The following is a 12,288-nucleotide window of genomic DNA, read 5'->3' as shown; positions in this document are numbered from 1 at the left end:
TCGGGGGGGCGCGGGCCGGCGCGCACAACTTGACCTAGGCCACGTATCAGCATTCATTCTTGACGCCAGAGGGGCTTGCGCTTATATTAATGACTTATAAGTAAGTTAAATTGAGTACGCCCATGCAAGCCCCTCAAGATACCAAGCCACGCTGGGAGCGGCGCAAGGATGCGCGGCCGCAGGAATTGCTGGCGGCGGCGCTGGACCAGTTCGTCGAGCGCGGCTATGCCGGCACGCGCCTGGAGGACGTGGCCAAGCGCGCCGGCGTGTCCAAGGGCACGCTGTACCTGTATTTCGCCAACAAGGAAGAATTGTTCAAGGCCGTGGTGCGCGAGAACATCGTGCACGCCATCGGCGAGGCCGAACTGGAGGCGGCCGGCTTCGACGGCCCCAGCGCCGAGCTGCTGCGCGCCATCCTGATGAAGTGGTGGCACCAGATCTGCGCCACCCACCTGGCCGGCATCACCAAGCTGATGCTTGCCGAAGGCAATAATTTCCCCGAGCTGGCGCAGTTCTATAACAACGACGTGGTCGCCCGCGGCAACGCCCTGATCGCCAGCGTGCTGGTGCGCGGCATCGCGCGCGGCGAGTTCCGCCCGGTCGATCCGGCCGTGATGACGCCGGTGCTGGTGGCCCCGGTGCTGATGCTGATGATGTGGACCCACTCCTTCATGCCCACCTGCGAGATGCCGCCGATCGACCCGGGCGCCTTCATGAACACGCTGATCGACGTCACCCTGCGCGGCCTGGAAGTGCCCGCGCCGTGAGCCGTCCGCCCCGTGTCCTGCGTCAAACTTGCCAATTTGGTAGGTTCAACCCCCTTAAACTGCAGACTGTCGCAATTTCCCGCGAACCCGCCGTCATATCGTTAATATGTGCCTCGATGCCAGTTCAACGATAAAATGACGGATTATTTAATCCCGACCCGAGTCATAAGATGAATATCGAACAAGCCCGCTTCAACATGATCGAACAGCAAATCCGCCCTTGGGACGTCCTCGACACGAGTGTGCTGGACCTGCTGCTGGTGGTCAAACGTGAGAATTTCGTGCCTGCGGCCCACAAGGCGCTGGCGTTTGCCGACACGGAAATCCCGCTGCCGGGCGGCGTCGCCATGCTGAACCCGAAGGTGGAAGCGCGCCTGCTGCAGGACGTCAACGTCAAGAAGCATGAGAGCGTGCTGGAAATCGGCGCCGGCTCCGGCTACATGGCCGCGCTGCTGGCGCACAAGGGCCGCCACGTGACGGCGGTGGAAGTGTCGCCCGAGCTCAAGGCGCTGGCGGAAAAGAATTTGGCCGACAACGGCGTCACCAACGTGACGGTGGAACTGGGCAACGGCGCCCAGGGCTGGAGCAAGGGCGCGCCATGGGATGTCATCGTCGTGACCGGTTCGCTGCCGGTGCTGCCGGAAGCATTGTTGCAACAATTGAAAGTGGGCGGCCGTCTGGCGGCCATCATCGGCCAGTCGCCGGCGATGAAGGCGCAGCTGATCACCCGCACCGGCGAAGCCGGCTACGACACGCGCACGCTGTTTGAAACCGACGTCCAGCCGCTGGCCTCGGCCGTGCAGCCGTCGCAGTTCAAGTTTTAAGCGGACGGCCCCGCATGCAGCAGATCACCGCTCTGGAACTGGCCGACTGGCTGGCGGACGATGCACGGCCCAGCCCGATGTTGCTGGACGTGCGCGAGAACTGGGAATTCGAGACCTGCCGTATCGACGGTTCGGTGCAGATCCCGATGAACACCATACCGGCGCGCATCGACGACCTGGATGAGGATGCGGCCATTGTCTGCATCTGCCATCACGGCGCGCGCAGCCTGCAGGTGGCCGCCTTCCTGGAGCGTAACGGCTTCGGCAAGATGATCAACCTGACCGGCGGCATCCACGCCTGGGCGCTGCAAGTCGACAGCACGATGGCCAAGTATTGAATGTCGCGACGCTGAAGACGGGCGCGGCGCCAAGGTAGTGTGTTTTTGATTTGATCAACTTTTTTGATGACTCCAACGGAGAATGCAATGCAGAGACCCCTTATCGCCGTGCTGATCACCAGCGCCTTCTTGACGCTCAACGCACAGGCGGCCGACCTGATCCAGGTATATCAGCAAGCGCTGGCCAATGACGCCACGTACGCCAGCGCGCGCTCGTCGCTGACCGCGGGCCAGGAACGGATCACCCAGGGGCGCTCCGGCCTGCTGCCGAACATCGCGGCCAGCGGCAGCAACACACGCAACAGCGGCGACAACACCGGCTACCTGGGCGGCGTCCCGCTGCCCAAGACCGATAGCGACAGCCACAGCAACTCCTACACCGTGCAACTGAGCCAGCCGCTGTTCAACTGGGCCAACTGGCAGACCTACCAGCAGAGCAAGCTGGCGCAGGCCACCGCCGAAGCCACCTTCGCCCAAGCCCAGCAAGACCTGATCACGCGCGTGGCGCAGGCCTACTTCGACGTGCTGACCGCGCAGGACAACCTGACCTCGACCCAGGCGCAGAAAGTGGCCACCACCGAACAGCTGGCGTCGGCCAAGCGCAACTTCGAGGTCGGCACCCAGACCATCACCGACACGCACGAGGCGCAGGCCGCGTACGACCTGGTGGTGGCGCAGGAGTTCGCCGCCATCAACGACCTGGACAACAAGCGCACCGCGCTGCAGGTGATCATCGGCCAGGCGCCGGGCGAACTGGCGCCGCTGCGCACCGGCGTGACCATCAGCCCGCCGTCGCCGGCCGCGGTGGAGCCGTGGGTGAGCTCGGCCGAGAACCAGAACTACGCCGTCGTGGCCGCCAAGCTGAACGTGGAAATCGCCAAGCGTGAAATCGAGCGCAACCGCGCCAACCACCTGCCGACCGCCAACCTGATCGCCAGCACCACGCACCAGACCACCACCGGCCTGCAGCGCTCCAACAACAACGCCATCGGCGTCAGCTGGAACGTGCCGATCTTCAGCGGCTTCGCGGTCACCAGCAAGGTGCGCGAAACCATCGCGCTGGAAGACAAGGCCCGCAACGACCTGGAAGCGACCAAGCGCGCCGCCTCGCAGAACGCCCGTTCGGCCTACCTGGGCATGAACAGCGGCCTGGCGCAGGTCAAGGCGCTGGAAGCGGCCGAGGTGTCGAGCAAGTCGTCGCTTGATTCGAACAAGCTGGGCTACCAGGTCGGCGTGCGCATCAACATCGACGTGCTGAACGCCCAGAAGCTGCTGTACTCGACCCAGAAGGACCTGGCCAAGGCCCGTTACGACACCATCATGAACGGCCTGCGCCTGAAGTCGGCCGCCGGTTCGCTGAAGGAAGAAGACCTGGCGCCGATCAACGCCCTGCTGGCGCACTAAGCCGCGCCGAGGGTGACGCAAAGACGCCGGCGATGAGCCGGCGTTTTTTTTCGCGCTATCGCGTGGACGGAAATGGCGGGAGCTTGTACCATCCGGCACATCGTTATCAAATAAATAAAACGCCGCCGCCATGACCACCGCCCCCCTTGCCCTGCGCAGCGCCGCAGGCACCATACTCACCTTGCTGCTCGCATTTGCCGCGTCGCTCGGCATCGCCGCCGCCGTCGCTTATTTCGCGTTGAGCGTCATGCCCTGTGAGTGGTTCGGCTCGTCATTCGAGGGCGCCTGCGGCTACGGCGCGATGTTCGCGAGCATAGCCGGCGGCCTGTTGCTGAGCGTGGTGTTGTTCCTGGGCTTTGTGTTGGTGTACTTCAGGCGGCGGCAGCGTAGCGCGTCCGCGCCGGCGTTGTCCGAGCAAGAGCTGGCGGATGCGCCGCGCCTGCTGGGATGGTGGCGCGTGGTGTTCGCGCTGATGCTGGTGTTCCAGGTGCTACCGCCGCTGTCGCACCTGATGGGGGCCAACTATTCGGCGTGGCTCGATTCCATCCTGTGGTGGCTGGGCACGCTGCTGTTGCTGGTCAACGCCGTGATGGTGTACCTGGTCGCCAAGCTGTACAACCAGCAGCCGGCCGTGCTGGCGCTGGCGTCCGTGCTGGTCGGCGCGATCGGCGCCGCCGGCGTGTTCGTCTTCCTGCACACCGCCGGCGCCCGCAAGCCGGCCAGCACGGTCCAGGGTTAAAGCCCCGCGCCCTGGCCGTCGAAACTGCGTTCGATGAGTTCGATCTTGTAGCCGTCCGGATCGGTGACGAAGGCGATCACCGTCGAGCCGCCCTTGACCGGGCCCGGCTCGCGCGTGACGGCGCCGCCGTTGGCCTTGACCGCGTTGCAGGCGCTGACGATGTCGTCGGCCGAGATCGCGATGTGGCCGTAGGCCGTGCCCAGGTCATAGCTGGTCTGGCCGTAGTTGTAGGTCAGCTCCAGCTCGGCGTGCTCCGGGTTGGAGCCGTAGCCGAGGAAGGCCAGCGTGTACTTGTACTCGGGATTGTCGCTGGTGCGCAGCAGTTTCATGCCGAGCACCTTGGTGTAGAAATCAATCGAGCGCTGAAGGTCGCCGACTCGCAGCATGGTGTGCAGGATACGCATCGTGGTCTTTCGTGGAAACGGATAAAACAGCATTCTATGCGTTTTGCCGCCGCCCCGTTATTGGCCCGCCGTTTTCGCGGAGGGCGCCACGCGCCAGACGATGTTGCCGACGTCGTCCGCCACCAGCAACGCCCCTTGCTTGTCGACCGCCACGCTGACCGGCCGGCCGTGCGCCTTGCCGGCGTTGTCGAGGAAGCCGAACAGGAAATCCTGCGGCGGGCCGGACGGCTTGCCGTCGGCGAACGGCACGAACACCACCTTGTAGCCGCTGAACGGCTTGCGGTTCCACGAGCCGTGCTGGCCGATGAACACGCCGCCGTGATAGGCCTTGGGGAACAGCGTGCCGTCGTAGAACGCCAGCCCCAGCGAGGCCGTGTGGCTGCCCAGCGCGTAGTCCGGCGCCAGCGCGGTCGCCACCAGCTCGGGCTTTTGCGGCGACACGCGCGGATCGACATGCTGGCCGTAGTAGCTGTACGGCCAGCCGTAGAAGCCGCCTTCCTTCACTGAGGTCATGTAGTCGGGCACCAGGTCGTTGCCCAGTTCGTCGCGCTCGTTGACCGCGGTCCACAGGGAGTGGGTCTGCGGTTCCCAGTCCATGCCGTTGGCGTTGCGCAGGCCGGTCGCGTACAGGCGCGACTTGTTGGTAGCCAGCTCCAGCTGCCAGATGGCGGCGCGGCCGGTTTCCGCGTCCAGGCCGTTCTCGCCGGCGTTGCTGTTGGAACCGACCGTGACGTACAGGTAGCGCCCGTCGGGGCTGGCGATGAGGTTCTTGGTCCAGTGGTGGTTGATGGTGCCGGCCGGCAGGTCCATCACCTTCACGCCGGGCGTGTCGATCGCGTTCGCGCCTTCCTGGTAGGGGAAGCGCAGGATGGCGTCGGTGTCGGCCACGTACAGCTGCTTGCCGACCAGCGCCATGCCGAACGGCGAGTTCAGTCCCTTGATGTACACGTTGCGGCTTTGCGCCGCGCCGTGCTGGTCCAGCCCGCGCAGCAGCGTGATGCGGTTGGCCGACTCGCCGGCCGCGCCGGCCTTTTTCATTTCGTGTTTCATGATCGCGCCCTTGATGCCCTTGCTGTCGTCCGGCTTGGGCGGGGCGTTGGTCTCGGCCACCAGCACGTCGCCGTTGGGCAGCGTGTACAGCCAGCGCGGGTGGTCGAGCCCGCGCGCGTAGGCGGTGACGCTGAAGCCGGGCGCGGTGCGCGGCCGGTCCTGGCCCTGCCAGGCCTCGACCGGCGCCACCTTGACGGTGGGGATCAGCGAGCGGTCCGGTTCCGGCAGCGCGGGATTGGGGCCGTAGCCGGTCGGATAGCTTTGCGCCAGCGCGGCCGGCAGGACCAGCGGCGCGGCGAGGGCGGCCAGGGAGGCGAGGGCGGGGGCGTGGCGCACGCGCGGCCTCCTCAGTCGCGCTTGCTGCCGGGCTGCGGCTGGGCGGTGCCGGCGCGCGGACCGGGCGCGCGCGCCTGCTGCACGCCGGGCTGGTTGTGCAGGTCGGTGTCGACCAGGCCGCGCTCGATGTCGCTGGCGGCCTGCTTCATCACGCTGCGCGGCTTGGGATGCTGGGCGTCCGGCGACTCGTCGCGTTCGTGCGGCATGCGCTTGGCGCCGTCGTTCCTGACCTGGGCTTTGGTGTTGACGTGTGCGTCCTTCATGGCGGCCTCCTGTTCTTGTGCCTGCAACCATCTTAACCAGTTGTTTTTAGCACGGTCGCCACATTGAATTTTGACAACTCCCATCCGAAGTCGTTTATCATTTGGACACTTTTTCCACGCCCTCAACGATCAGGAAGTTTGCATGAGTACTGCTGTGAATCTGGAACACGACGCCCACGCGCCGTCGGCCAACTGCCCCAATTGCGAGGCGGTGGTCAGCGGCCACTTCTGCGCCAACTGTGGCCAGGAAGCCATCCTGCACCACGCCAGCACGCGCGAATTCCTGCACGAGTTCATCGGCCACTACGTGGCGCTGGAGGGCAAGCTGTGGGGCACGGTGATGCGCCTGCTGTTCCGGCCCGGCGCGCTGACCTTGGAATACATCCGCGGCCGCCGCGTGCGCTTTGTGCAGCCGCTGCGCCTGTACCTCACGCTGAGCCTGGTGTTCTTCGCGCTGATGAAGTTCACCAGCGGCTTCGATCCGGGCACGGAAGACAAGGAAAGCAAGTCCGAGGCCGAGGTGGCCTCGGCGACGGCGGAGGCGGCGGCGCCACTCAAGCCGCTCACGCCGGAAGAAAAGCGCGGCAAGGCCGCCGCCGAGGCGGCGATCAGCGCGATGCAGGAAGACTTCAAGCAGGATGAAGCCGCCGTTGCCGCGGAGCGCAGCAAGAACAAGAACAATCTCAACTTCAGCGTGATGGACAAGGACGGCGACTTCCTCAACCGCTGGCCGACGCTCCGGCACAAATGGCAGGCCTTCGAAGACCTGCCCGGCGGCGAGAAAGGCAAGGTCTTCACGGAAGGCTTCTACCACTACGCGCCGTACGCGATCTTCTGCCTGATGCCGGTGTTCGCGCTGATGCTCAAGGTGCTGTACCTCGGCTCGGGCAAGCGCTTCGGCGAGCACCTGCTGTTCGCGCTGCACAGCAACGCCTTCGCCTTCTTCATCTACAGCGTGATCCTGGTGATGCCGTTCGGCTTCGTCAATTTCGTGCTGTGGTGCTGGCTGCTGGGCTACCTGCCGTGGGCCATGCGGCGCGTGTACGGCGGCAGCCGCTGGGGTGTGTTCCTGCGCTGGGGCACGCTGATGACGTTTTACTCGATCGCGATCGGCGTGGCGGTGTTCCTGTCGATGATGGCCGGGATCATGAGCGTCGGCGCCCACTGAGCCGCCACCGGGGTCCTTGCAGTCTGGCGGCCCGCACACTATACTGCGCAAAATACTGTTTAAACGTACAGTCGTGAGGCGGGCGGGCGATGGCACAAGCCTGCGTTATGGGTTACCCTGCTGCGTGTCGCCGACCTCACCCCTTAGCCGAGATTTTTATGACCGCCACGCACGCCGTATATCAAACCATCGCACTGGTCGTGCGCCAGAACACCGACGGCATCGCCGAATCGGTGCGCAGCGTGGTCGACCTGCTGCAGCGCGACGGCTACACGGCGGTGTTTGAAGAGCAGACCGCCGCCCATCTGGGTTTCGCGATGGCCAATGTGCGGGTGATGAGCGCCACCGAAATCGGCGCCCACTGCGACGCCGCCATCGTCATGGGCGGCGACGGCACCATGCTGGGCATCGCGCGCCAGCTGGCGCCGTTCGACGTGCCGCTGATCGGCATCAACCAGGGCCGCCTGGGCTTCATGACCGACATCCCGCTCGACGCCATGCTCGACGTGCTGCCCAAGATCCTGGCTGGCCGCTACAAGGCCGAGCGCCGTACGCTGCTCGAAGGGCGCGTGGTGCGCAACGGCGCCACCATCCACGTCGGCCTGGCCGTCAACGATGTCGTGGTCTCGCGCGGCGCCGGCGCCGGCATGGCCGAGCTGCGGGTCGATGTCGACGGCCACTTCATGTACAACCAGCGCTCCGACGGCTTGATCATCTCCACGCCCACCGGCTCCACCGCCTACGCGCTGTCGGCCGGCGGGCCGCTGCTGCATCCGAGCCTGGGCGGCGTGGTGCTGGTGCCGATCGCGCCGCACGCGCTGTCGAACCGGCCCATCGTGCTGCCCGAGTCCAGCCAGATCGTGGTGGAGATCGTGCGCGGGCGCGACATCAGCGTCAACTTCGACATGCAGACCTTCGCCAGCCTGACGGCGCAGGACCAGATCTTCATCCAGCGTTCGCCGCACTCGATCACCTTCCTGCACCCGGAAGGCTGGAGCTACTACAACACGCTGCGCGAAAAGCTGCACTGGAACGAACATCCTTCCGTTGAAGGCAAACTCAATTAACCTCACCCAGGCTTCCATGCTCCGCACCTTGTCCATCCGCGATTTCGTCATTGTCGACACCATCGAACTGGAATTCTCCGCAGGCTTCACCGTCTTCACCGGCGAGACCGGCGCCGGCAAATCGATCCTGATCGACGCGCTGACGCTGGCGCTGGGCGGCCGCGGCGACGCCAGCGTGGTGCGCGAGGGCGCGGCCAAGGCCGACATCACGGCGGACTTCGCGCCCAGCGAGCAGGCGCGCGACTGGCTGGCCGCCAACGAGTTCGCGGCGGAGGAGGGCGGCGCGCTGCTGCGCCGCGTGATCGACAACGCCGGCCGCAGCAAGGCCTACATCAACGGCATCGCGGCGACGGCGGCGCAGCTGCGCGAGCTGGGCGACATGCTGGTCGACATCCACGGCCAGCACGCGCACCAGTCGCTGATGAAGACCGAGGCGCAGCGCGTGCTGCTCGACGGCCAGGCCGGCGCCGGCGGCGACGTCAAGGCGGTGACGCTGGCGTACAAGGCATGGCGCGCGCTGGCGCGGCAGCTGGAGGAGTTCGAGACCAACGCCGCCAACGTGCTGTATGAACGCGAGCGGCTGGAGTGGCAGGTCAACGAGCTGGAAAAGCTGGCCGTCAAGCCGGGCGAGTGGGCCGAGGTGACCAATGAGCAGAGCCGCCTGTCGCACGCGGCCAGCCTGCTGGAGGGCGCGCAGGAGGCGCTGGCGGTGATCTCCGAGGCGGAGGAGCATCCGATCCTGTCGCAGCTGTCGTCGCTGAACCAGAAGTTGGGCAAGCTGGCCGGCATCGACACCGGCCTGCAGGCCATCGTCGATTTGATCGAGCCGGCGCGCATCCAGCTGCAGGAAGCCGTGTATGCGCTTAACGATTACCTGGACCGGGTCGACCTCGATCCCGAACGGCTGCGCAGCGTCGAGGCGCGCATGGACGCGATCCATTCGGCGGCGCGCAAGTTCCGCGTCGGCGAGGAGCAGCTGCCGGAGGAGCATGCCAAGCTGGCCGAGCGCCTGTCGCGGATCGCCGACGCCAGCGACATCGAAGGCTTGCGCAAGCAGGAGGAAAAGCTCAAGGTCGCGTACATGGAGCAGGCGCGGCGCCTGTCCGCCACGCGCGCCACGGCGGCCCGCCAGCTGAGCGACGCCGTCACCAAGGCGATGCAGGAACTGAACATGACGGGCGGCCGTTTCGAAGTCGCGCTCAATCCCGGCGAGCCTGGCGCGCATGGGCTGGAGCAGGTCGAATTCCTGGTGGCCGGCCACGCGGGCGTGGCGCCACGGTCCTTGGCCAAGGTGGCGTCGGGTGGCGAGCTGGCGCGCATCTCGCTGGCCATTTCCGTGATCACCTCGAACGCCACCACCACGCCGACGCTGATCTTCGATGAAGTCGACAGCGGCATCGGCGGCGGCGTGGCCGAAGTGGTGGGGCGCCTGCTGCGCCGCCTGGGCCAGGAGCGCCAGGTGTTGTGCGTGACGCACCTGCCACAGGTGGCCAGCCAGGCCGGCCAGCACTTCCAGGTGGCCAAGGGCACGCTGGAAAACGGCAAGACCGCCTCGCGCATCGACGTGCTGGACTCCAAGGCCCGCGTCGAGGAAGTGGCGCGCATGCTGGGCGGCCTGGAAATCACCGCCACCACCCGCAAGCACGCGCGCGAACTGCTGGCCTCTTGATCCCCCCTCAGCCGCGGCGCGCGGCTGGCGGCATGGCCGGCGGCGCCGATTTCCAACCATCGCTGCGCCAGGCTATCTATAATGGCAAGCTGTCCTATACACGCTGCCATCGGCCGACATGACCTTCTTAAAAGAACCTCCCCACAAGCACGGCACCGTTGGCCGTAGCGCCATCGTGCTGGTCAACCTGGGCACGCCCGACGCGCCCACCCGCTCGGCGGTGCGCCGCTACCTGAAGGAATTCCTCTCCGATCCGCGCGTGGTGGAGATTCCGCGCGCCGTCTGGTGGTTCATCCTCAACCTGATCATCCTGCCGTTCCGCTCCGGCCAGTCGGCGAAAAAATACGCGTCGATCTGGACCCGCGACGGCTCGCCGCTGAAGGTGCACACCGCCGCCCAGGCCCTGCTGCTGCGCGGCGCGCTCGGCGAACGCGGCCACCAGAACCTGACCGTGGCCATGGCCATGCGCTACGGCTCGCCGTCGCTGCCCGAGGTGCTGTCCAAGCTCAAGGCCGACGGCGTCGAGCGCATCCTCGTGCTGCCCGCCTACCCGCAGTATTCCGGCACCACCACCGGCTCCATCTACGACGCCGTGTTCGACCACTATGGCACGGTGCGCAACATCCCCGAGTTGCGCTTCGTGCGCAACTACCACGACCACGACGGCTACATCCGCGCGCTGCGCGACTCGGTGCAGGCGCACTGGGACGCGCACGGCCGCCCGGACAAGCTGGTGCTGAGCTTCCACGGCGTGCCCAAGCGCACGCTGATGCTGGGCGACCCCTACCACTGCGAATGCCTGAAGACCGCGCGCCTGCTGGCCGCCGCGCTGAAACTGACGCCGGATCAATATGTGGTCACGTTCCAGTCGCGCTTCGGCAAGGCCGAGTGGCTGCAGCCCTACACCGCGCCCACCATCGCCCAGCTGGCGCGCGACGGCGTCCAGCGCGTGGACGTGCTGTGCCCCGGCTTCACCAGCGACTGCCTGGAAACGCTGGAGGAAATCTCGATGGAGGTGCGGCACGACTTCGAGCAGGCCGGCGGCAAGGAGTTCCACTACATCCCCTGCCTGAACGAAACCCCGGCCTGGATCGCCGCGATGGCGGAAATTGCCGAGCAGCACATGATCGGCTGGCCGACCCAGATGGCGCCGGCTCAGCACGATGAATTGAGGAAAGACGCGGAAACCGGCCGCGCAGCCGCCCTCAAACTGGGCGCCGCCGACTGAAAAGAGGCAAACTTGCCACAATTACCCGCTCACGCCATCATCAGCACTTGCGGTCGATGAGTGCCAGCCTGTTAAAATAGCCGACTGACGGGATCGGCTGCGTAGCAGATCCATGCCGTCGCCAGGACGATGTAGACCAGGATGGATGCTGCGATCAGTGGCAACTTCATGATGGATGCACTCCCTGAAAACCTGCCGCGACGGTTGTCTTTAGTACATCTTAGACGCTGCGCTGCAAAAGAGTAGAGCCTGCACAGACGAAGTTTTGTAACGCTTGATACATCAGGCCGCTTGCGGGGCAGCGGCGGCAAATGGCGCCAGGAATAACCCTTGAAAAGGTAGGTTATCGCCCCATTTGCTGCTGGTGCAGTATGAAAAGTAATGTCAAACAAATACGATAGTAGGAGTCTATAGATGCAAGATCAGGAAAACCAAGCCGTACCTAATCCAGAGGCGGCAGCTGCCGCTGCGTCGGCCCCGCCATCGACTCCTGACCAGCCTTCGCTGGAGGAGCAGCTGTCGGCCACCGAGGCGAAACTGGCCGAGATGCACGACGCCTTCATGCGCGCCAAGGCCGACGGCGAAAACATCCGTCGCCGCGCCCAAGAAGACGTGGCCAAGGCCCACAAATTCGCCGTCGAGAGCTTTGCCGAGGCCATGGTGCCCGTCAAGGACAGCCTGGAAATGGCGCTCAAGGTGGAAACCCCGTCGGTCGAATCGCTGAAGGAAGGGGTGGAAATGACGCTCAAGCAGCTGTCCTCGGCGTTCGAGAAGAACCGTCTGCTGGAAATCTTGCCGGCCCAGGGCGAGAAGCTGGACCCGAACAAGCACCAGGCCGTCGCCGTGGTGCCTGCCGACCAGGAAGCCAATACGGTAGTTTCCGTATTGCAAAAAGGCTATATGATCGCGGACCGCCTGCTGCGTCCCGCCATCGTGACCGCGGCACAGGCGAAATAAAATTATTTTTGCCCGCGCGCCGAACTAAGCACTTGAAAACATACAGCTTTTCCACATATTAGTACCATCTGAAC

13 protein-coding genes are annotated in these 12,288 nt (G+C 65.3%); 10 read left to right on the top strand and 3 right to left on the bottom strand.

All coding sequences use genetic code 11. From position 1 onward, the window contains the following. The first annotated feature begins 122 nt into the window (after positions 1–122). The 5 genes from ACUJB0_RS23115 to ACUJB0_RS23095 all read left to right on the top strand — a co-directional run bounded on the left by ACUJB0_RS23115 (position 123) and on the right by ACUJB0_RS23095 (position 4,072). Positions 123–767: a TetR/AcrR family transcriptional regulator gene (locus tag ACUJB0_RS23115; RefSeq protein WP_444847263.1), complete on the top strand. Its 645-nt coding sequence runs from the start codon at positions 123–125 to the stop codon at positions 765–767. Between the two features lie 170 nt (positions 768–937). Continuing rightward, complete coding sequence (locus tag ACUJB0_RS23110) at positions 938–1,591, top strand: protein-L-isoaspartate O-methyltransferase family protein (RefSeq protein ID WP_161089041.1); 654 nt, start codon at positions 938–940, stop codon at positions 1,589–1,591. A 14-nt stretch (positions 1,592–1,605) separates the two neighbouring features. Next, a complete protein-coding gene (locus ACUJB0_RS23105) occupies positions 1,606–1,929 on the top strand; it encodes a rhodanese-like domain-containing protein (protein ID WP_161089040.1) in 324 nt (107 codons plus the stop codon). 87 nt (positions 1,930–2,016) lie between these two features. Then, positions 2,017–3,333 (top strand): TolC family outer membrane protein, encoded by a 1,317-nt coding sequence (locus tag ACUJB0_RS23100; protein WP_444847262.1) that lies wholly within the window; start codon positions 2,017–2,019, stop codon positions 3,331–3,333. Positions 3,334–3,463: 130 nt separating this feature from the next. Beyond that, positions 3,464–4,072, top strand: a complete 609-nt coding sequence (locus ACUJB0_RS23095) for a hypothetical protein (protein ID WP_444847261.1) — start codon at positions 3,464–3,466, stop codon at positions 4,070–4,072. On the opposite strand, the gene gloA is transcribed toward ACUJB0_RS23095, so the two are convergent. The 3 genes from gloA to ACUJB0_RS23080 are packed head-to-tail and all read right to left on the bottom strand — an operon-like array spanning position 4,069 to position 6,125. After that, the gene (gene gloA / locus ACUJB0_RS23090) at positions 4,069–4,476 is read right to left on the bottom strand and encodes a lactoylglutathione lyase (protein ID WP_444847260.1); all 408 of its coding nucleotides are present in this window, start codon (positions 4,474–4,476) and stop codon (positions 4,069–4,071) included. The genes ACUJB0_RS23095 and gloA overlap by 4 nt on opposite strands. Positions 4,477–4,533: 57 nt before the next feature. Beyond that, positions 4,534–5,862: a PQQ-dependent sugar dehydrogenase gene (locus tag ACUJB0_RS23085; protein ID WP_444847259.1), complete on the bottom strand. Its 1,329-nt coding sequence runs from the start codon at positions 5,860–5,862 to the stop codon at positions 4,534–4,536. An 11-nt stretch (positions 5,863–5,873) separates the two neighbouring features. After that, complete coding sequence (locus tag ACUJB0_RS23080; RefSeq protein ID WP_444847258.1) at positions 5,874–6,125, bottom strand: hypothetical protein; 252 nt, start codon at positions 6,123–6,125, stop codon at positions 5,874–5,876. Between the two features lie 142 nt (positions 6,126–6,267). Between ACUJB0_RS23080 and ACUJB0_RS23075 the strand changes: the two genes are divergently transcribed. The 5 genes from ACUJB0_RS23075 to grpE all read left to right on the top strand — a co-directional run bounded on the left by ACUJB0_RS23075 (position 6,268) and on the right by grpE (position 12,214). Then, positions 6,268–7,293, top strand: a complete 1,026-nt coding sequence (locus ACUJB0_RS23075; RefSeq protein ID WP_444847257.1) for a DUF3667 domain-containing protein — start codon at positions 6,268–6,270, stop codon at positions 7,291–7,293. A gap of 158 nt (positions 7,294–7,451) precedes the next feature. Then, entirely contained in the window at positions 7,452–8,360 is a 909-nt protein-coding gene (locus ACUJB0_RS23070) for an NAD kinase (RefSeq protein WP_444847256.1), read from the top strand. 16 nt (positions 8,361–8,376) lie between these two features. Next, a complete protein-coding gene (gene recN, locus ACUJB0_RS23065) occupies positions 8,377–10,029 on the top strand; it encodes a DNA repair protein RecN (RefSeq protein WP_444847255.1) in 1,653 nt (550 codons plus the stop codon). A 118-nt stretch (positions 10,030–10,147) separates the two neighbouring features. Further along, complete coding sequence (gene hemH, locus ACUJB0_RS23060) at positions 10,148–11,257, top strand: ferrochelatase (protein ID WP_444847254.1); 1,110 nt, start codon at positions 10,148–10,150, stop codon at positions 11,255–11,257. Between the two features lie 414 nt (positions 11,258–11,671). Continuing rightward, the gene (grpE, locus tag ACUJB0_RS23055; protein WP_161089029.1) at positions 11,672–12,214 is read left to right on the top strand and encodes a nucleotide exchange factor GrpE; all 543 of its coding nucleotides are present in this window, start codon (positions 11,672–11,674) and stop codon (positions 12,212–12,214) included. Positions 12,215–12,288: the final 74 nt, after the last annotated feature.

Source organism: Duganella caerulea, assembly GCF_040362985.1.
Taxonomy (GTDB): Bacteria; Pseudomonadota; Gammaproteobacteria; order Burkholderiales; family Burkholderiaceae_D; genus Rugamonas; species Rugamonas vulcania.
The sequence above is the reverse complement of the archived record's forward strand: the minus strand, read 5'-3'. Positions and strand labels throughout refer to the sequence as shown.